The 19,795-nt window shown below is 60.5% G+C and carries 14 protein-coding genes; 6 read left to right on the top strand and 8 right to left on the bottom strand.

The window, feature by feature from the left end; all coding sequences use genetic code 11:
* Positions 1-4: 4 nt before the first annotated feature.
* The 3 genes from WCA10_RS04795 to WCA10_RS04785 are packed head-to-tail and all read left to right on the top strand — an operon-like array spanning position 5 to position 4,770.
* A complete protein-coding gene (locus WCA10_RS04795) occupies positions 5-718 on the top strand; it encodes a hypothetical protein (protein WP_472821360.1) in 714 nt (237 codons plus the stop codon).
* Positions 715-2,028, top strand: coding sequence for a 23S rRNA (uracil(1939)-C(5))-methyltransferase RlmD (gene rlmD, locus WCA10_RS04790; RefSeq protein ID WP_472821359.1), 1,314 nt, complete (start codon positions 715-717; stop codon positions 2,026-2,028). The genes WCA10_RS04795 and rlmD overlap by 4 nt, the downstream gene beginning before the upstream one ends.
* A 39-nt stretch (positions 2,029-2,067) precedes the next feature.
* Complete coding sequence (locus WCA10_RS04785) at positions 2,068-4,770, top strand: ComEC/Rec2 family competence protein (protein ID WP_472821358.1); 2,703 nt, start codon at positions 2,068-2,070, stop codon at positions 4,768-4,770.
* Positions 4,771-4,826: 56 nt separating this feature from the next.
* On the opposite strand, the gene WCA10_RS04780 is transcribed toward WCA10_RS04785, so the two are convergent.
* Positions 4,827-8,633, bottom strand: coding sequence for a carboxypeptidase-like regulatory domain-containing protein (locus WCA10_RS04780; RefSeq protein WP_472821357.1), 3,807 nt, complete (start codon positions 8,631-8,633; stop codon positions 4,827-4,829).
* A 332-nt stretch (positions 8,634-8,965) separates the two neighbouring features.
* On the opposite strand from WCA10_RS04780, the gene obgE reads away from it, so the two are divergent.
* Positions 8,966-10,015 carry a GTPase ObgE gene (gene obgE, locus WCA10_RS04775; RefSeq protein ID WP_472821356.1) on the top strand — a complete coding sequence of 350 codons (1,050 nt, stop codon included), beginning with the start codon at positions 8,966-8,968 and terminating at the stop codon, positions 10,013-10,015.
* Positions 10,016-10,240: 225 nt separating this feature from the next.
* Here the strand turns inward: obgE and WCA10_RS04770 are convergent, their stop codons facing one another.
* The 7 genes from WCA10_RS04770 to WCA10_RS04740 form a co-directional block, all read right to left on the bottom strand.
* The gene (locus WCA10_RS04770; protein WP_472821355.1) at positions 10,241-11,677 is read right to left on the bottom strand and encodes a DUF58 domain-containing protein; all 1,437 of its coding nucleotides are present in this window, start codon (positions 11,675-11,677) and stop codon (positions 10,241-10,243) included.
* A complete protein-coding gene (locus tag WCA10_RS04765) occupies positions 11,674-12,672 on the bottom strand; it encodes an AAA family ATPase (RefSeq protein WP_472821354.1) in 999 nt (332 codons plus the stop codon). Before WCA10_RS04765 ends, WCA10_RS04770 begins: the two co-directional genes overlap by 4 nt.
* Positions 12,669-13,901 carry a DUF4350 domain-containing protein gene (locus tag WCA10_RS04760; protein ID WP_472821353.1) on the bottom strand — a complete coding sequence of 411 codons (1,233 nt, stop codon included), beginning with the start codon at positions 13,899-13,901 and terminating at the stop codon, positions 12,669-12,671. Before WCA10_RS04760 ends, WCA10_RS04765 begins: the two co-directional genes overlap by 4 nt.
* On the bottom strand, positions 13,898-15,040 hold the full coding sequence (locus WCA10_RS04755; RefSeq protein ID WP_472821352.1) for a DUF4129 domain-containing protein: 1,143 nt from the start codon (positions 15,038-15,040) through the stop codon (positions 13,898-13,900). Before WCA10_RS04755 ends, WCA10_RS04760 begins: the two co-directional genes overlap by 4 nt.
* A 182-nt stretch (positions 15,041-15,222) precedes the next feature.
* A complete protein-coding gene (locus WCA10_RS04750) occupies positions 15,223-16,206 on the bottom strand; it encodes a hypothetical protein (protein ID WP_472821351.1) in 984 nt (327 codons plus the stop codon).
* Positions 16,203-17,318 carry a hypothetical protein gene (locus WCA10_RS04745; protein WP_472821350.1) on the bottom strand — a complete coding sequence of 372 codons (1,116 nt, stop codon included), beginning with the start codon at positions 17,316-17,318 and terminating at the stop codon, positions 16,203-16,205. Before WCA10_RS04745 ends, WCA10_RS04750 begins: the two co-directional genes overlap by 4 nt.
* On the bottom strand, positions 17,311-18,333 hold the full coding sequence (locus WCA10_RS04740; protein WP_472821349.1) for a glycerophosphoryl diester phosphodiesterase membrane domain-containing protein: 1,023 nt from the start codon (positions 18,331-18,333) through the stop codon (positions 17,311-17,313). Before WCA10_RS04740 ends, WCA10_RS04745 begins: the two co-directional genes overlap by 8 nt.
* 313 nt (positions 18,334-18,646) lie before the next feature.
* Here WCA10_RS04740 and WCA10_RS04735 point away from each other — a divergent pair, with 313 nt between their 5' ends.
* The gene (locus tag WCA10_RS04735; RefSeq protein WP_472821348.1) at positions 18,647-19,024 is read left to right on the top strand and encodes a DUF5818 domain-containing protein; all 378 of its coding nucleotides are present in this window, start codon (positions 18,647-18,649) and stop codon (positions 19,022-19,024) included.
* A gap of 218 nt (positions 19,025-19,242) precedes the next feature.
* Positions 19,243-19,770, top strand: a complete 528-nt coding sequence (locus WCA10_RS04730) for a DinB family protein (RefSeq protein WP_472821347.1) — start codon at positions 19,243-19,245, stop codon at positions 19,768-19,770.
* Positions 19,771-19,795: the final 25 nt, after the last annotated feature.

Here is a 19,795-nt window from a genome sequence, read left to right as displayed (position 1 = left end):
TTGCGTGCAAAACTACTTCAATTATTTTACGGAGATCGAGGAGCGCTTTCAGCAGCGGCGCGGGGCGATCCTGTTGCTTTCAACGCTTGACTGGGCCTTGATCGAGACATGGCGGGATGCGGGGATTCCGCTGGAGGCCGTGCTGCGCGGGATTGACTCCGCGTTCGACAAATACGAATCGCGGCAGAAGCGCGGGCGCATGCGGCGCGTGAATGGGCTGGCGTGGTGTTCGCAGGCGGTGATGGAGGCGGCCGAGGAGTTGCGCGAAGCAAGCGCCGGAACGGCGACGACCTCGACTGCAACGGAAGAAACGGGATTTGAGCATGAGCGGGTGGCGATGCACCTCGAGGGCGCTGCAACGGCTCTGGACGCTTCAACGATTGCGCAGGATGCCTGTGCCGCGACGGCGAAGCGTCTGCGGGAACTTGCGGCGGAGGCGCGCGCCGCCCAGAACACAACCACGGTCGCGCACGAGATGGAGGCTTTCGAACGGGTTCTCACGGTGCTCGAAGAGCGACTCTTTACAGCACTTCAAGCCGCAGCGCCGGAAGATCTCATTGTTGGCTTGCGCGAACATGCGGAGCGCGAACTGGCACCTTATCGCGGCCGCATGAGCGTGGATCAACTGCGCCAGGTGAAGCGCCAATTCGAACAGAAGCAACTGCTGGTGCACTACAGCCTGCCGCGGCTGAGCCTTTTCTACATGAGCCAACAATGAAGCGCAGACCTCAGAAGCCGCGCAATGCGAAATCCGTGCGGAGCGCTCTCGTCGAGATTGAGAAGCCGATTTACGGCGGGGCGTTTCTGGCGCGGATGGAGGGCAAGGCGACGTTTGTGCCGCTGACGCTTCCGGGGGAACAGGCCCGTGTGCGCATCGTGGAAGAGAAGAGCAGTTATGCCAGTGCGGAGCCGGAAGGGATTGTGCGTGGCGTGCCGGAACGCGTTGTGCCGCATTGCCGCCACTTTGGCGCGTGCGGGGGATGCCATTACCAGCACGCGAATTACGAGGCACAACTCCAATTCAAGCAGGCGATTTTGCGCGAGACGCTGGAGCGTGGCGGCGTTCGCGCGCCGGAAACAATCGAGGTTCTGGCTGGGAATCCCTGGCAGTATCGCAATCGCATTCGCCTTGCACTGGACGGGGCGGGCCGCGTTGGATACCGCGCGCGGCGATCGCACGATCTGGTCGCCATTGCCGAGTGTCCGATTGCCGCGCCGCTGCTGGTGAAGGCTGCGCTGGATGCAGAAGAGGTTTTGAGGGCGGTGAAGCCGGCATTTCGCGCCACGGAGATTTCGCTCTTTTCAAATGCCGACGAAACGGAATTGCTGGCGAGCATGATGGTGCCGGAGCCGGGCACTCGTGGATTTGACCGCGTGTTCGAGGAATGGAAGAAACGCATTCCGGCGCTCGTGGGTGCGGAGTTGGTTGAGGATGCCGGCAGGGGCAACGCTCCGAAAGTTCTGGCGCACCTGGGCGAGTCTTCACTGACTTACCGCACGGGTGGGTTTGATTTTCGCGTAGATCACGGCGCGTTTTTCCAGGTGAATCGATGGCTGATTGACGATCTCTGCGGAAAGGTTGCCGCGAATCGGCGTGGAGGGCTGGCGTGGGATCTTTTCGCAGGCGTTGGTCTCTTTGCGAAAAACCTTGCGAAGAACTTTGAACGCGTTGTCGCCGTCGAAGCGGCAGCAACCGCCAGCGAAGCTTTGAAACACAACCTGGAAGGCTGCGCGGACGATTGCGTGATCGCGGAGACGGCGGCATTTCTGCGCGCGCAGGGCAAGAGGCCGAGGCCCGATCTCATTGTGGTGGACCCGCCTCGTGCGGGGCTTGGCTCGGAGGCGACTTCCTTTCTCGCCGAAGTTGGGGCGCCTGCGATCGTCTACGTTTCATGCGATCCGGCGACGCTGACGCGGGATCTGCGCGCGCTTCTCGGTTCCGGATATGAACTAAGCTCCGTGTCGCTCGCCGATATGTTTCCGCAGACGTTTCATCTGGAGTCAGTGGTCGAACTGCATCGTTCCTGATAGTCTTGCGGCTAAAGATAATTCCTAGATTCGAGTTTCATGGGCGCTGCACCGAGCAACTCCGGTTTTTCCGCGCTGGGTCCTGTGCGGGCCGGTGTTGGCGCACCGCTATTTCACGCGGCATGGTTGTTTGCGCTGGGGATCGTGATCTCTCATTTCGTCTGGCTCCGCCCCGCGTATCTTCTGCTGGCTCTTGCTCCAGTCGCGTTTCTATGCGCGATTGCGGCGTTGCGGACGCAGCGCACGGCATGGTTGCCTCTGGCGTTTCTGTGGTGTTTGCTGGGCGCATGGTGCGGCGATATGCAACAGCAGCCTGCGCCGTCGCCAGCGCTCGCATCGTTATCTGATGGCTTGGTGCGAACGGTCGAGGGCACGATTATCAGTGCCGGCCCTGTGCGTGGAGAAGTTGCGCAGGATGTGGACGAAGGGAACGACACGACGCAAGAGCAGCGTCTGGACCTTAATATCTCAAGCGTTGAAGTTGTCACGGACGAAGAAGACAAGCAGAGTGCGATGCCGGGAGGCGTGCGGCTCACGGTGCGCTGGCCGGATGGCGACGGACCGACGTCGGGGTTTCACTGTGGCGACCGCATTCGCGCCGATGCACGGCTGATACAGCCGGAGGTGTATCGCGATCCCGGCGCGTGGAGCCGCAGGGACTATCTGCTCGAGCAGGGCATTACGGCGACGGCGAGCGTGAATGCGGATCGCGTGGAGGTGATTGAGTCCGCGAAAAAACGCAGCCTTAGCTGCCGCATTGCAGGGTGGCAGCAAGCTGCGAGCGCCAGGATTCTGGCGTTGCCCGGGGCGATGAGCGGGTTGCCAGCTGCGGTGCGACTAAGCGAAGACGATGCGATCATGCTGGCGGCGATGGTTACGGGCGATCGCACTTATCTGACGCACTCGCTGCGCCTAGGGTTTGAACGGACGGGCTCGTTCCACATGCTCGTGGTTTCGGGCTTGCATCTGGCAATTGTGGCTGCGCTGATTTTCTGGATCGCACGAAGTCTGCGCGTGCCGCAACTGCCAGCGACGCTGATGACGATTGCGGCATCGTGTGCTTATGCGCTCTTCACGGGCTTCGCGACGCCGGTGCAGCGCTCGCTCTGGATGGTGACGCTATATCTTCTGGGCCGGCTGGTCTACCGCGAGCGAAACGTGCTGAACACCATCGGATTTGCATCGCTCTGTTTGCTCGCGGCAAGCCCGCGAAGTCTTTTTAATTCGAGCCTGCAGATGACGCTGCTCGCCGTTGTCTCCATCGGGGGAGTTGCGGCGCCCTTGCTGGTCAGCACGGTGCACCCATACCTGTCGGCCACGCGTGGACTTTCATTGGTCGCACTCGATGTGAAACTTTCGCCGCGGCATGCGCAGTTTCGCGTGATGCTGCGGATGTTTGCGGCGGCGCTGGCACGCGCAACCCATAGAAGGGTCGGGTGGGGCCTGTTGCCGTGGACGATTCGATTGTCGCTCCGATGCGTGGAAGCGCTGGTGGTGTCGTGCATCGTGGAACTGGCCATGGCGCTACCCATGGCGGTCTACTTCCATCGCATCACGGTGTTCGCTTTGCCGGTGAACATGCTGATTCTCCCTCTAATGGTAATGCTGCTGCCGGCGGCGCTGCTTACGCTGATCGCATCTTTTTTGTCGATGACTGTTGCCACGATTCCGGCGGTTGCGGCGGCGTTCCTGCTGCACCTTGGCGTGGGTCTGGTGCATTTGTTCGGGTCAGTGGCAGCGGGCGATTTTCGTGTTCCCGCTCCACTTCCGGTGCAGGTTGCGATTTTTTGCGTTCTGCTTGGTCTGGCAGTTTGGCTCGTGCGGCGGGGGGATCAAGCCGGTGCGCATTGGCCCCGTCGCTTTGCATGGATGGCAATGATGGGCGCGGCGGTCATTGTGGTGATGCCGCGACCCATCGAGCATCCGCATGACGCTCTCCTTGTCGAAGCCATCGACGTGGGCCAGGGAGATTCGCTACTGCTTGTGACGCCGGATGGCAAAACCATGCTGGTGGATGGCGGTGGATTCGGCGGCGGTCCGCGACAGGCATCGCAGGATTTTGATATTGGCGAAGAGGTAGTTTCGCCGGTGCTGTGGTCACGCGGGATCCGGCATCTCGACGTGGTTGCGCTGAGCCACGCGCACTCTGACCACATGGGCGGTTTGCCGAGCTTGCTGCGCAATTTCAGACCGGGCGAATTGTGGGTCGGCAACAATCCACCGATTGATGCCTATAAGGCGCTGCTGGATGAGGCGGCGCTCCTCGGTGTTCATGTGCATGCTTTGCGTGCCGGCGACGGCGCGGCGTTAGGCGGCGCACAGGTTCGCGTGCTCGCGCCGCTGGCGAATTATAAGCCGGGTGCGGAGCCGAGCAATAATGACTCGCTGGTGCTGCATGTTGCGTACCGTGGCGCCTCGGTATTGCTCGAAGGCGACGCAGAGGCTCCGATCGAGCAAGGGATGCTTGCCGAGGAAGGCCTCGCTAGTACGTTGCTTAAGGTGGGGCACCATGGCAGCGTTACTTCCACCCGGCCTGCGTTTCTGGCACGAGTCGCGCCGCAGTGGGCTGTGATTTCATACGGGCTGCGCAATCGCTACGGGCATCCGCAGGAAGAAGTGCTTGCGGAGTTGCAGGCGTCGCACGTGCGCACTTTTTCGACGGACATCAATGGCGCTGTATGTTTCGAACTCGATGGAACGGCAGTAAGAGCAAGCGCGTTCTGCAGCGTGCCGGAAAGGTAGAGATGCCTTTCGTCGATGCAGATGTGGAACTGGTTGGAATCCGACAGCGAAGTATCTTAGAACCGGAACCGCGCGCCGAATTGAATCTGGCGCTCGCGATAGAAATTGGTTGCGTTGATATTCAGAGGTTTTCCGAATTCCGTCTGGCCGGTCTTGAGACCAGTGAGGAAGTTCAGCCGGGGCAGGCCCCCGGTGACGGTTCCCGACTCGATCGAATAGCCCGTTGTTTCGAGCTCGGTCACGTTCTGGTGATTGAAGAGGTTGAAGCTCTCGGCCATCAACTCCAACAGGCGCATCCGGCCAAGGTTGAATCGCTTGCCAAGGCGCAAGTCCGCTTTCCAAGTTACGGGGTAGCGATAGGTATTGCGACCGACGCCATAGACCCGGTTGTCCCCGCCATACCCGTTCATGCCGGTGCTGAGCGCGACGATTGCTGCCCGTCCTGAATCGAATTCCTTTGCCATCGATCCAGCGGTACGCATGGTGTAAGGGATGCCGCTGCGGAAGTAGGCTGTGCCGCTTAGCATCCATCCGTTAGCGATGGAGCCGGCGAGATTTTTCAGCTTCCATGGCGACTGAACGATTACGGCCGCGGTTGCGGAGTGGCGCACGTCGAGCGCGCTGGTTCCGTACTCCTGGCGAAAGTCGATGGGGTCGAGAACGCTGGGTCCGCCGACCTGCGATGTTTCGTCGGGGTTCCAATCCATCGCGTGCGCGTACGTGTAACGGGCGCGCAGGGTCAGTCCATGTGCATTCCGAGAGACGCGCAACATGGCCGCTTCGTAGGTGGAGTTTGCCCGGCTGAAGATTTCGCTTACCTGCTGGTAGCTGGGATTGAGGCGGCCTGCGAATCCAGTTGGCGACGTGATGGACGGCCAGGAGGCGAAGAACGGAACGGTGATTTGCGGTGTCTTGATCGGGCCCGAAGCGTTGCCATCGACCACGGCATAGGTTATGGTTTTTGCGTACAGAGCGGGGTCGATATTGGCGTCGATGGTGATGGGAAGGCGACGGCCGAGGCTTGCAACCGCGCCGGCTTCCAGATGGATCCTTCCGGGAAGGGTCTCTTCGACGGCGGCTTCGGCCTGTTGAATCTCGCCATTGCGGAAGTTGGGCGCGAATTCGATTGCGCCGGGCTTGACGATGCTTGCCGGCTCACCAGCCAGCACGTAAGGGAACGGCGGAGCGCCGCCGGCGTTGAGATTGTCAGTCGGCCGCATGAAAAAGTTGAGATCGCCTTTGAGTGAGCCGGTTTGCGTGAGCGCGTTTTCGACTACAGAATTGCGCGTTCGACTGAAATAGACGCCATAGCCCAGACGAATAACCGGCCAATGGCTTTCGCCGGTGCCCCACGCAAACCCGGCGCGCGGGCCCCACTGGCTACCGAGGCCGGGCATGCGCGCGGTGAGAGGAAGATCAGGGCTTTGCAAACTTGAGATTGCAGGCGGGAGTTGTTCCAGTTCCCAGCGCATGGCGAGAGTGAGGGCGGTTCGCCTGGCCGGTTGCCATTGGGAGGTTGCGAATCCGGCCCAGTCGTTGGTGCTGAGCCACCAATCCGCTGGGCCCATGGTCTGCGAGTAATACGAGTAGCAAGGCAGATAGCCGAGACCGTGAAGCACGCCGGAAGAATCGCGCCAGGCTCTTCCGGTTTGATCGCAATTGTGCTGGTTCATCGGGTTGAGTTGTGCATTCAGGCCGTAGGTGGAGAAGGCGAGCGCGTCGGAGGCGAAGCCTTCAACGCTGGAGTAGGTGTAGGTGCCTGCCTGGTTGCGCAACCGGGTGGTTGCATCTCGATTGTGGTTAATTTCAACGCCGGCTTTTACGAGCAAATTACCGCGAACCCAGTTGAGCTGCTCCTGTGCCATGAGGAGGTGTTCGTCTGGGTAGGTTCCTGGGCCGAATCGCGCCGGATTACCTATGGTGAAGCCGTAGCGCGAATCCACGACGATCTGCGGAAGCCGGCCCCATGTGTTGATGTTGAGGGATTGCTCGAACGCTGCGGGTGTCTCCGCAGTTGCGCTTTGTACGTTGTGGCCATAGGAGCCCTGTGTCACAGCAAGGAGGTTGGGCGTGAGGAAGGCTTCCCATCGGCCCAGAACCCGCTGGTTCGTCGCGTGCACATTGCCGAAGCTGTGCGTTCCGAATGTTTCCGAAGCGCGGGTAAATCCGCCGCCGGGGGAGTTGAGTCGCGCATCGGTCGCCTCGAACGTGAAGTGGTGACGCTCGGCGACGCTGCCATCGACGCGGCTGAAGGCAATCCATTGAGAAGAGTTTCGCGGCGCCGGCCCAAGAAGACCGCTGAGGGTTTCAAGGAGTTTGGAATATGCGCCGAGCCCGGCCGTGACCGGGTCTGCGCTGTTGAGACCAAGCTGTGCACTCAGTAATTGCATCTGATCGTTGGAGGGCTGCGCGAAGAAATTGTCAGGATGCTTGACGGTCGCCACACCTGAGTCGTTGCGTTCATATCCGTCGAGCGCCGCAAACCAGAACAAATGCCGTTTGTGAATGACACCGCCGATGCCAGCACCCCACAACGCCTCGCGATCACCGGGGCTGTATGGTTGCGCTGTGAAAGCTGGAGTTGTCATAGCGGTTGCAGGCGCCGTTTCCTGCACCCACTGCGTGAAGGGATTGCGGGCGTTCCAGAGGTTCTGGCGGTCGAAAACGAAGACCTGTCCGTGGAGATGATCGCTTCCGCGCTGCGTCTCGACGACGGTTTGGCCGGGACTCGCGTAAACCGTGGCTGTTCCGCTGAAATCACTGGACTGCACTTCGCGTACCGCGGACTCTGTTGAAGCGGGACCGAGGAGAGCGGACGCGCTATTGCGGGTTGTGTTTGTGCTCCCGAATGCCAATTGAATGCGTGCGCCGTCAACGCTGATTTGCGGATCAGTCGCGGAAGGTGCGCGACGGTCGCCGGCATCATCGCCCTGTGGGGGAGCGTCGAGAACAAAGTTTTGCCAGTTGCGGCCGGAGAGCGGCAGCGCCTGCAGTTGAGTTGCATCGAGGGATTGCGCAGATGGCGGGATGGATACGCTTTGGAGAGCGGCCACCTGTGCTGGGGGAACAGGACGCGGGTTCAGGAGCGACGCCTGGATCGAACCGCTTTTCACGGCCAGCGCTGCGCCGGCGAGCGAGTGAGCGGGAAATGGGTTAGCGGGGATTGCCTTCGCCAGCGTCGCTGAATTGGCGACAGTGGCCGGAGTCAGGGCGGAAGATTCTGGAACAGATGTCTCCGATGTTGTGGAAGGACTGAGGACGGAAGCACTGGCGACCGAAGGACTGGGGACTATGTGCGCTAACGCAACTGGTAAGGGCTGCGGAGAAGCCGGAGCGGAGGCCGATCTTGCGCTTTCTTGAGTGCGATTCCCGGGTAGGTGTGTTTTCTCAGGAGTGATATTAGGCCGCCGACTCCCTAATAGTCGCGTCGACTCGATCGTTTCGGCTTTGGGATATACCAACCCGGGGATCGCTGCAGCCGGTGCCGGGGATTCGGCGCGCAGGGGTTCAAGCTCAATCGCGGTTTGAATATGTGCCTCGTGTCCGGCGGCGACAAAGATTTCGTCGACTTTGCCGGTGCCGCTCGGGCCACTGGCGCTCAGCACATACTCTCCCTGGAGCAACCCGGTGAATCGATATCGCCCTCCGCGGGCGGTGGTGGTTTGCACCTCTGCGCCTGTGACTGCATTGCGAAGGGTGACGGTCATGTGATCGAGGGGTGCGGAGCGGCTGTCGGTGAGTTTTCCTGCCAGTGACCCGTTGGCGGGGGATTGCTGGGCATGGGCGCAGCAAAGCGGAGTCGCGCCGGCAATCATCAGCAGGGCGGCAATCGCCAGCGGCTTCGTCCAGATTCGCTTTAGCATCCGATGACCAGCTTGCGGTCAAGTGAAACTGCATTCACTGCGCCTGTCGTTTCTCCCGAAAGCGGAACTAGAAGTCGCCCTTCCCACGCCGGGAACTTTGGCGAAGGGCGGATCTTTTTTCCTTGCAGTGAATTCGACTGCGATCTTACGCAAGAATAAGGAAAGGTTGAGGTGACTCAGAACACAGTCGTGTACGGAAATGAGACAGGCTGCACGCACATCTGTGGGTGAGCGGCCTGGTTCGGTAGACTAGGGAGACGGCGATCCGGTTTTGGAGAGGACTGTGAAGTTGCGGCATCCCAGGACCTAAATTGCTGATTTAGCGCTTACTAATGTTCATCGATGAAGCCAAAATTCGGGTGAAGGCGGGCGACGGCGGGAATGGCTGCATGGCCTTTCGGCGAGAGAAATTTGTGCCGCGCGGGGGTCCGTCAGGCGGGGATGGAGGGCGCGGCGGCGACGTGATCATGGAATCGTCGCAGCGGCACAATACGCTGATCCACTTCCGCTATAACCCGGAGCATAAGGCACAGCGCGGCGAGCACGGCATGGGGTCGAATTGCACCGGTCTCGACGGGAAGTCCACTATCCTGCAAGTCCCTGTGGGTACGGCGCTTTACGATCAAGAGACTGGCGAGCTGGTGCATGACTTTTCAGAGCCGGATGAGCGCCTGGTTGTGGCCAAGGGCGGGCGCGGCGGCAGGGGCAATCAACATTTTGCCACCAGCACTCACCAGGCTCCGCGCGAGCATGAGCTGGGGCGGGCGGGCGAGGAACGGCTCTACCGGCTGGAGCTAAAACTGCTGGCCGATGTGGGACTGGTGGGGTATCCCAACGCCGGAAAGTCGACGCTGATTTCGCGGATATCGGCGGCGAAGCCGAAGATTGCCGATTACCCATTCACGACCCTCGAGCCAAATCTGGGCGTGGTGACGGTAGGCGAGGAGCCGAACCAGCAATCCTTCGTAGTCGCGGATATGCCGGGTCTCATCGAAGGCGCCCATCTTGGATCAGGACTGGGGACGCAGTTTCTCCGCCACATCGAGCGCACGCGGGTGCTGGCGCACCTGGTGGATGTCTCCGATGCATCAGGAAGGCCTGACCCGGTGGAAGACTTCAAAGTCATCAACCAAGAGCTGGCCAGCTTCACACCCAAGGCCGGCGAAGAATCCGGGCAGGCGCATCCACTCGCCGACAAGCCGATGATCGTGGTGGCGACGAAGATCGATGCTGCGAATCCCGAGAAGCTGAAGAAGCTGACGGCGTATGCGAAGCGGCGGAAGCTGGAGTTTCATGCAGTCTCCGCGGTCACTGGGCAAGGGATCGATGAGTTAAAGTGGGCGCTGGCGAAGCGGGTGCTGCCGGTGGCTGTGGCGACGTAAAGTGACTGGTCTGAAGTCCTAAAAAAACAAGAAGCAGATTCTTCGCTCACCACCCCCAAACTGAAAAACGTTTGGGGCCCCGTTCACTCAGAATGACAGTGTGAATGAAGCAAACTGAACTGCGTCCGGGGCCCCGTTCACTCAGAATGACACCGCCAATTATTTGAAGAATCTCGGAGTCGGGACAGTGGCGGCGACGCGCATTTGCGAATGCAATCTGAGGAGCTACACCATTGCGCGTTCTTTCACCATCAGGTACTGGTTCAGCACCGATGAGGTTACTGCTTCGGGATTGAGGTCGAGGGTGAGTGCGCCCTGCTCGTGGAGGCGCGCGAGCAGTAATTCACGACGGCCAGCCATCTCCTGCGCGGCGGCGGCGCGAAACATCTGCTCCACATTTCTGGGGCGCTGTTGCGCAATGGAATCGATTTCTGGCTGCGCCATGGCGACAAAGAGCAGCACGTGACGCCGCAGCAAGTGCATCGCACCGTCAATCACCTCGGGGCGCATGGCGGTCTCAGCAAGATCGGTAATCCAGAGAATGAGTGAACGACGGGGCTGGAGGCGGCCGAGCAGCGTGGTCGCGCGCAGGTGGTCGGCCTCGCTCGACTCCGCGCGAAGCTGCGCGAGCAGTTCGATCATCTGGCGCAGGTGTGCGGCGCCGCGGCCGGGAAGCAGGCGCTGCTGGATCGTCTGGCCGTAGGCGAGGAGGCCGACGCGGTCGCCGGAGAACAGTGCAAGCTGCGCCAGCGCAACCGCAGCCGTGCAGGCGTGATCGAGCTTGGAGTGTTCGCGCAGGCTGCCGGCAGCAAGGGGCAGAGCCGCATTGGTTCCGGGTGCCGCGACGACGCGCGAACGCATCAGGCGGCCGCAATCGAGCACGATCCACACGGGCTGGCTGCGCTCGGTCTGGTATTGGCGCGTAATCAGGTTTCCGCGGCGCGCGCTTGCGGTCCAGCAAATGTCGCGCATGTCGTCGCCTTCGCGGTAATCGCGCAGGCTTTCGAAGTCGCGCCCCAGGCCTCGCTGCCGCGTTTGGCGCAATTGGAGATCGATCTGGCGGCTGCGCGCTAAAAATATCTGCTGCTCTTCGCCAGTGCGCAAAGCGGGATAGATGCGGACGGTCTGCTCGAGCGGAGCTTTGGCCCAGCGTTCGGCGAGCGAGAGCGGCGAACGGTAGCGAATGTAGAGCTGGCCCGTGGTGCAATCTCCGCGTTCCTGCGGTTCCAGGCGATACCGGATCGATGCGGGCACACGCGGGAAAGCGGTGACGCGAACCGGATCCTGCTGCGCCGAGGGGTCGCGGAGCGCAGGCGGCAGATCGTCGATCAAGCGGCACTCGATGATGACCGATCCCTGGTTTTCGATCGTCAATTCAATTTCAGTCTGACTGTCGAGCGAGGGTGCATTCGACCAGCTTCGCGAGGCTGTTAGCTTTGCGGCCTGAGGCAGGCGCATTCCGTCAAGCAGGGCGGCGAGAAGCACGAGAGCATCCCACGCCAGCATTGCATAACTGAGGCGCGCATCCCAGAAGCCGGGGATCAGGAACGCGAAGCCCGCGATAAGGAGCGCAATCGAGCGCGGCGTGAGCCCGAAGCTCGCGCGGCTTCGCGGTTCGCAAGTCGCGCGGACGGTCGCGGGATGGAAGGAAGGAGCAATCATTGACGAGGAACCGGAACGGCGGCGGTGACGTCGGTGAGGACGCGGTCGGCATCGAATCCTTCGAGCTCAGCCTCGGGCTTGAGCATCACGCGATGGCGCAGCACAGGTGGAATCGCGCGCTTGACGTCATCGGGAAGAAGATAGTCACGGCCGTCGAAGGCCGCGGAAGCCTGCGCCACGCGCATGATGCTGAGGGCTGCGCGCGGACTTGCACCGAGCAGCAGCGTCGGCCACTCGCGGGTGCGCCGCGCCAAGGTGAGGATGTAGCCGTAGAGTTCCGGTTCAATGCGAATGGCGCGGACCTCGGCGCGCGCGGCCTCCAGCATTCCCGCGGGAATGGGCGCGATGGCTGCATCGTCGAGAAGGCTTGCACCCGTTCCGGCATGATGCCGTTCGAGGATCTGCAGTTCCTCCGCTTCGGTGGGATACGCTACGCGAATTTTCATCAGGAAGCGATCGAGTTGCGCCTCGGGCAACGGATAGGTGCCCTCGAAGTCGACGGGGTTCTGCGTGGCGAATACCGTGAACCAGCTGGGCAAAGGGCGGCGTGTGCCATCGCTCGTGACCTGGCGCTCTTCCATGCACTCAAGCAGCGCGGCCTGGGTGCGCGGGGGCATGCGGTTGATTTCGTCCACGAGAAGCAAGTCAGTGAACACGGGTCCGGCGTGGAAGGTGAACGTGTCGGTACCGGGCCGCAGAATCGTGGTGCCGAGAATGTCGGCGGGCATCAGGTCGGGGGTCGCCTGAACGCGCTGAAAGCCGAGGCCGAGGAGACGGCCCAGCGTTTTCACGATCAGCGTCTTGGCAATGCCTGGAACGCCCTCAAGCAGCGCGTGACCCTGGCAGAGGACGGCGATCAGCACCTCTTCGATGGCCTGTGTTTGCCCGGAGATCACGCGGCCCAGTTCGGTGCGCGCATGGGTGATGAGCTTGCCTGTTGCCTGAAGTCCAGGCTGTTGCCCGATATCGATGTTTTCTCTTAGTTCCTCGCTCATGAGGGCCTTTCGTTTCTGGTGGATTCAATGGATTCCGCTGGATTGGAGATGCTGCCGAGCTTTGAGGCTGCAGCGAGCATCTGGCGGTGATGGTAGAGCAACTGAATGATCTTCAGCGCAGCGCGTGGCTCAATCTTTTCATTCAGTCTCGCACCTTCGCATGCGATCAGATCCGCTGCGAGGCTGGAGTCGGCATTGGGAAAGCGGCGGCGGATCGCGGCTGCCAGTTCTTCGGCGCCGACGGGCGCCTGGCGCAATCCACAGAGGCGCAGCGCATAGCGGCGAAAGCGTTCCCATGCGATCATGACCGCGGTGGATGAAGCCCCGGCACTGCGATAAAGCGAACCCAAGGCTTCAAGGAATTCGATGGGCGTGGCTCGTGCCGGGGGAGGCATCTCGCGGACCGGTCCGCTGCGCCGGCTGAAGCTGAAGACGATGAGAATCGAAATCAGAATCAAGCCAGTCCACAAGAGCGCCACGGTGGGTCCGGAAACGTAGCTCCACTCGGAACGCACATCGCCATGCAGGGATTCGTCCCAATAAAAGTGGTGGCCCTCGCGCGGTCCGAGGGAATTGAGCAAGAGGTCGAAGTTGGCGGCGCGCGCCAGGGATCCGTTTTCAAGCGGCGTGGAGCTAGCCCACCACACGACGTGGCCGCTGCCGTAGGTGTATTCCACGACGGCGGGCTGTCCGGCGCAATCGTACTGGATGCGCTGCCGGGAATTGCCCACCTGCCAAGTGGCTTCGGGCACCATCCACACTTCTCCGGTGTTCGCGAGGGAATCGAGCCCCTGCGGTTCAAGCTGGCAGGCAGCAAAGGTGAACTCCGTCGGTGTGCCCGGGTCTCCTTCAGGAACCAGGTAGCCGCCCCAGAAGCCGGTGGCGAGGACACGTCCACCGCGCGCAACGATCTGGTCGACAGCCTTGAAATCTTGTGTCTCGCGCGTAAAGGGCTGCGCAAAGATGACCACGGTGCCGGGGCCGGCGTTGGCAGCCAGTTCGCCGAGGGGGCGCTCCCAGCGTTCGATGTTGTAGCCCGACCGTACGAGCGACTCATAGGCTGCGCGGGCGCCGTGCTGTCCGGTGAGGTAGGTCGACGGCATGGGGTTGTCATTATTGTTTTCGTTGGGCATGACCAGGCCGATGAGCACGGCGAGGCCGATTGCGATGGAGACGCTCCACAGCAGCAGGCGGCGATCTTTGGCATCGAGCGACGACATGAACTTCATCGCGCACCGCCTTCGGGCATGGTTGATAGTTCACGAACAACCGCGGGTGCGCCTCCACCGATCAACGTGGATGCGAGGTTTTCGGCATTTTTATAGTCGCCTTCGTCCGCCTCACGACCTCCATACCAGAAGCGCTCGAAGGTGCCTGTTAATTGCGAGAGTCCGGGCTTGCGCGGATCTTCTTGGGCGACCAGCGCAAGGTATTCGCGCGGGGTGCGGGCGCGGTCGGCGGGCCAAAGTCTGCGCGATTCGAGGCGGGAGATTGCGGCCCAGTAAACAAAGTGGATTGCTTCACGCCACAGACCGGACGCCGCGGCCTTGCGCGCATCTTCGAGCCACAGTTGCCAATCGCGCGCTGACGCAGCGCCGGGGGCGGGCCGGTAGCTTTCTTCTGTCAACCGGACGCGCCAGCGGCGCTCAAGGCGAAGCAGGGAGTAGACCAGCGCTACGCAAACGCCGATGATGAATCCCCACACTAGGGCGCGGCCAACCCAGGCAGAACGCGCCTTGAGATTTGCGGCGCTCTCGAAAAGGCGGTTGAGCCAATTGCCAAGTTTTTCGAGTACCGAATCGCGAACAGATGTCTGCTGTAGACCGCGAAATTCTCTTTCGGAGAGCACCTGCTGCAAGACGGCCCGCTCCTGCGGGTGAGAGGCAACCGGCGCAACCGGAGCCTGGGATTGCGCGAGATCGCTTTCGAGGCGCTGCCTGGCTTCTTTCAGGAGCTGCGAGGTGGGCGGATGATCCTGAATTGTGGTTTTGGGGCTGGCGTCGCCGGCCTTCTTCGCAGCTGGTTTCGCTACCGGCAGATCCGGATCCTCGGCCTTCGAAAACAACACGCGGAGCCAGCCATACCGGATCAGGCGCTGCTCGGTGCCAGAGCCGTTCACGATCGGCACTCGATCGTCGGGACCGACGAGCGCGGGATCGCAGCTTTTGATGTTGCGGTCGTTGGCGCAGGCGTCGACGAGCACAGAGAGGGCGGTGAGGTGCTGGCGGTAGCCGTCCATCGATACGTCGCGTGCGCTCGCTGTGGATGGAGCCGGCGGCAACTTGATGCTCTGCGCGCCTACCGTAACTGCAAGAGACAGTGACGCCAGGGCAGCAATCGCCGCAGACGCTTGACGCACCAATCTCATCCCTGCGTTTCCTTTTGCTGGAAAGACGCCGGTAAGCGTTCCTGAATCTGGCCAGGACGGATCGGGTTGATATGGGCAACATCCGTCATTCACGCGATGTTATATCCCTCATGACGTATGCGCTGATGATAGTAGAAAGGGGGGCTGGTTTCGCGCTTACTCCACGGAAGAATCGGTTACTATCATGCCGAAGTTCCCTGGCTCGGCGTGCTTGCGAAGGCTCCGCCGATACGCAGGCGCTGATCGTTGTAGAGCACGGCGAAGGCGGTTGCGTATCCGGCCCAGCTTGCGGCCGTGAACAGCACCATGACAGCGAGAAAGGCAATGCCCCCGAGAACGGCGAGGACCCAGATCGCGGGTGTCGACAGATGGAGGTGCATCCCCGAGACTGCTAGAAAACCAAGCGCGCCGATCAACGCAGCGCCGCTCATCAAGAGCAGTATAGCCAGGTAGGTTGCTGCGTAGATCACCAGGAGCGCCAGAAAGATTCTTCCCTTGGCGCCGCGCGTAAGAATACCGCTGCGCTTGATCGCCTGCCAGGCAGTCAAATCTTCGAAGACAGATGCCGGGAATGCCAGCGAAAACCGAAGCGCCACGATGACGCCGACCACCATGGCAGCCATTTGCAGGAAAGACAGAAACGGAACGAACGCGATCATCACCGGATCGGGTTGAGCCTTGTGAAGGGTCGTCAATCCAATCCCGGCAAACATCACCAATTCGATAATCAGGGCCGGGAAGAAGCAGATGAAGTATATGAGGATGAGCAGGAGAGCACAGCGGCCTGCATGGCGCCACGCGACCGCATAGGACTCCCGGAGCGTGACCTTTATGCCACAGTCAGCCTGCACGCCCGCGAATGAAGCGGCGGCCAGATACAGTGCAAACACGAACAAATAAAAGATGGTCAACCCGACCATCAGTGGAACAAAGACGGGGACGAGTTGGAGCATCTCTTCCGGCGAGGGTGATTGGGGCAATGCTTTTAAAACCGGCCAAAGCGCCGCAGCGGCTATGAGGACAAAGACGGCGTAGAACGCCGCTGGAGGCAACACAGCAATTTCCACGAAGAGCTTGAAATTCCCTCGCATCAATTGGAAGACTCGATCGAGAATCTGACCGAACGTCTTTGGGATGTAGACCGGATACGGTGGCGCGTCGCTCATGCGTGGCCTTCTTCGGTTTTCGGTTCGAGGGCAGATTGAGGTGTGGAGATGATTTCCGGGTTTTCAGGCATTACGGTCGCGACTGCGAACGGCTCAGAAACCACCGGCGAATCCTGCGCCGGAGCCAGGGGTGCGATCTCGGGCTTTAGTTCAGAAGCAGGTGGAGGCGCGAGCATGCCCGCCTTCTGCATCATCCACTCAATATCGAAGCCTTCTTTGCGGATGCGCTGATCGAAATAGAAGACGGTGAGCGCAATGCCGAAGATGGGCTTGACCAGGGCCTTGACGAGGAAATACGACCCGTACGTGACAAGAATGGTAAACATGCCGACGGCCTGCGCATGGGCCTGGCCCTGGAGTCCGGGAATAAGGGCGATTGCAATCAAGATCGGAAACATCACGCACCAGGCAAGGATCTGGCTGAGGAAGACACCCATCACGTAAAGAACGAAGATACGCGCGCGGGTCCCCTTGCTGAGCATGACGCCGCGTTTGAGGGAGTTCCATGCGGGAGCCTGCTCCACTACACACGTGGGAAACGCCAGGCACAGACGCAGCAACATCCAGACGGCGAAGACACCAAGGACAAGAATGAGCAGAAATACAAGACCGCCGAACAGCGGGCTGTTGTCGTTCGCCGCCAGTCCACTTACCTTCCCAAAGATCATCCCAAACACGCCAAGGGAAAACACAACGGCGGGTACACCGACGATCACGAGCCCTTGCAAGAGAAAAAGGCCGACATAGCGCCAACCACGTTTCCAGGATGCCTTGTAAGCACTCCGGATAGTGATCTTGTCGCCCAGGAAGAGGCGCGCGGCGGCATCGCTCATCGCCGCCTCGCCAAGGGCGCCGACCCCCAGGCTCACCGGGATTGCGATAAGCATGAGCAGTACGAGAAACACCCAAACAAAGGAGTCGGCAATATTCGTTCCGCTTCTAGCGTTTAAGCCCATCCAGGTGATGAAAGCAAAGGCTCCCGCGGCGAAGACGAACATGGTTCCGGCGGGAATGGTTCCGATGCCCAGGAAGACGAGGAACCGCGAGCGGTAAAGCTGCGCCGTACGGTCAAGAATCTCCGACAGGGTCAGCGGATGCAGCGGCTCATTCATGCCCGCTCCCCTGGTCGAGTGGAGTCGCGTCTTCAAGGGCGGAATTGGATTCGACGGCCGGCAAGGAAGGCGTCATTCCCGCGTTGTGCATCATGCGTTCAATGTCGTAGCCCTCTTTGCGCACGCGCTGGTCATAGTAGAAGAGGGTGAATCCGGTTGCATAAATGGGCCCGACGAACGTGTTTGTCAGGAATGCCAGGAACTGCTGCATCACACTCATCCATACGGGCAGCACGCCATGGTGTTTCAAGCCCACAACGATGAAGAAACCTTGCGTAATTCCGGTGAGACCCAATTGGATAATGAGAGCAAGGAGCGCCAACATGAAGATACGACCGCGCGAACCCTTGCTGAGTTGAATGCTGCGGCGAATTGCCGCGCGAGCAGTGAGGTTCTCAACCGTGCAGGCAGGAATGGCGAGAGAGTAGCGCAGGCTCATGATAATGCCGTATACCATTGCGCCGGCGAGCAAAAACAGAAATGCAACGCTCGATGCCAGGAAGACGACCATCATCTGCGGGTCTGGTGGAGGAGCGTGGGGACTAAACAGGCCCTTGGGCTTCACATATGCGAAGAGCAGTGCGGCATAGGCACCATAGACGAGTACGCAAGGAAACCAGGCGAGAAAGTACGTAATCGTCATGAGCCATAGGTAGCGCCCGGTTCGCGGAAGGATGGTGCTATAAGCCGCGCCGATACTGGCGGGTTCTCCCAGATGCACCCACCCCACGGCGCGGGTGTTGGCCGCCACAGCCAGGCCGCCGGCTACGAAAATGGCCAGCCAGAGAACGACGAGGCCGATGACCGACACCGCGATCAGGCCGGTATTCATGTTCGGGCCGGTGTGCAGAGACAGCGCGGCCTGCTGTGCCCCGATCTGGAGCAGGCTCAGCACCAGCAGGATGCCGGCGTAGATCGACGAGATGCCTGCAAATAAGAGGAAGTTTGTGCGGTAGAGTTCGGCCGTGCGGTCAAGAATTTCGCCAAGGGTGAGCGGGCGCAGCGTCGTTTCCATGCCTGAAATCCTTCAAAAATGGGAGGCAGATGCTTGCGGGGATGCTAGCACACATGAGGCGGCAATGGATGTCATCCCACTCTGGTATTTCACCGTGTGGGTAAGGAGGTGGAGCACTTTTTTCCAACATGGTACTTCTTACCCGGCAGTGGAATCGACACGTCTGTTGCAAGCTATTCGAACGAAAGCGGGAGGGCTGTGGTCCGCGGCTTGCTAGTAAAGGTGATAGTTCGGAGAGGAATCTCCTACTTTCTCTTCGCTCGATCTAGATATGAAAGACAGGTAGGAGTGTTTCACCCCCCGGAGGTTACATATGAAAAGTACCCGAATCCAGATCCTATTCGGCGTCTCCTGCTGCGCTCTATTGCTAGCAAGCGCGCAGGCATGGGGAGCGAGCACTTTAAAGTCGGCCACCCCGATGCCGGTCATCCAGGAACCTCAGAATCCGCCTGCCCAGGCATCACCTGACCAGATGCCGAACCCGGACGCGTCAAAAACCACGACATTTACCGGCACAGTCGTGAAGGACGGGGAACAGTACGTGCTCCGCGATTCATCGGGCAGCGTCTACAAACTGGACGACTCTTCGCGAGCGCAGGCTTTCGAAGGAAAGACAGTCAAGGTGACCGGCCGTCTCGACAGGCAATCGAAGATGATCCATGTCGACAGCATTGAGGCGCTGGCGTCCTAACGCAAGACCAATCAAACTGAAGTGAAAGCGAACCGATCCGGATGCGCAGCAGGAAAGTTCGCATCCGGACCGCACTTCCTCAGGGGCTTCATACATTACAAAATCCCAGGCAGCATCCCGCCGAAGCCGGTCACTGTTCACGCAGAGACCACTTCGGCGGTGGTGTCTCAAGGCGGGTTCGATAGAATCTCAAGTTGTTAAAGGAGGGACCCGCTCAAATGCCTGCCGATCCCGTATGCGAAGTTTTTCTTGAGTTTTCCCGCCGCAAACTGCTCGAACAATACTGGCCGCGTCTGCGCAAGGCGGTCGAGCCGCTTAGCGACAAGCAGATATGGTGGCGCCCCAACGAAGCCAGCAACAGCATTGGCAACCTTATCCTGCATTTGAACGGGAACGTCTGGCAGTGGCTGGTGGGGTCGTTCAACGGTCTGGAAGATCGTCGCGATCGACCGGCGGAGTTCAACGCCACCGGGGACCTGTCGGCTACCGATCTGATCGGTCGTCTCGAGCAGACCCTTGACGAAGCGGCGAAGGTGCTGGCTCGGTTAACGGAAGAAGAACTGCTGGCAACCTGGCACATCCAAGGCTACACGGTCAGTGGGCTGGCGGCGGTTTACCAGGTAGTCGAGCACTTTGGACTGCACTACGGTCAGATCGTATACATCACAAAAATGCAGGAAGGCCGGGACCTGGGCTTCTACAAGGAACTGAGCCAGAGCGGTCGCGCGAGCCGGGGATCGGTCTGATCTTGCTGGGCCGGAGTGCCGCTCA

The sequence above is a fragment of the Occallatibacter sp. genome, assembly GCF_049582745.1.
Classification (GTDB): Bacteria; Acidobacteriota; Terriglobia; order Terriglobales; family Acidobacteriaceae; genus Telmatobacter.
Note: the sequence above shows the minus strand (reverse complement) of the source record. Positions and strands in the feature narration are given on the sequence as shown.

Bases quoted from the DNA above. Each gene is read 5' to 3' on its own strand.
- obgE (WP_472821356.1), top strand. From the start codon at position 8,966: ATGTTCATCGATGAAGCCAAAATTCGGGTGAAGGCGGGCGACGGCGGG.
- WCA10_RS04745 (WP_472821350.1), bottom strand. From the start codon at position 17,318: ATGAATGAGCCGCTGCATCCGCTGACCCTGTCGGAGATTCTTGACCGT.
- WCA10_RS04750 (WP_472821351.1), bottom strand. From the start codon at position 16,206: ATGAGCGACGCGCCACCGTATCCGGTCTACATCCCAAAGACGTTCGGT.
- WCA10_RS04755 (WP_472821352.1), bottom strand. From the start codon at position 15,040: ATGAGATTGGTGCGTCAAGCGTCTGCGGCGATTGCTGCCCTGGCGTCA.
- WCA10_RS04765 (WP_472821354.1), bottom strand. From the start codon at position 12,672: ATGAGCGAGGAACTAAGAGAAAACATCGATATCGGGCAACAGCCTGGA.
- rlmD (WP_472821359.1), top strand. From the start codon at position 715: ATGAAGCGCAGACCTCAGAAGCCGCGCAATGCGAAATCCGTGCGGAGC.
- WCA10_RS04780 (WP_472821357.1), bottom strand. From the start codon at position 8,633: ATGCTAAAGCGAATCTGGACGAAGCCGCTGGCGATTGCCGCCCTGCTG.
- WCA10_RS04740 (WP_472821349.1), bottom strand. From the start codon at position 18,333: ATGGAAACGACGCTGCGCCCGCTCACCCTTGGCGAAATTCTTGACCGC.
- WCA10_RS04735 (WP_472821348.1), top strand. From the start codon at position 18,647: ATGAAAAGTACCCGAATCCAGATCCTATTCGGCGTCTCCTGCTGCGCT.
- WCA10_RS04730 (WP_472821347.1), top strand. From the start codon at position 19,243: ATGCCTGCCGATCCCGTATGCGAAGTTTTTCTTGAGTTTTCCCGCCGC.
- WCA10_RS04785 (WP_472821358.1), top strand. From the start codon at position 2,068: ATGGGCGCTGCACCGAGCAACTCCGGTTTTTCCGCGCTGGGTCCTGTG.
- WCA10_RS04760 (WP_472821353.1), bottom strand. From the start codon at position 13,901: ATGAAGTTCATGTCGTCGCTCGATGCCAAAGATCGCCGCCTGCTGCTG.
- WCA10_RS04770 (WP_472821355.1), bottom strand. From the start codon at position 11,677: ATGATTGCTCCTTCCTTCCATCCCGCGACCGTCCGCGCGACTTGCGAA.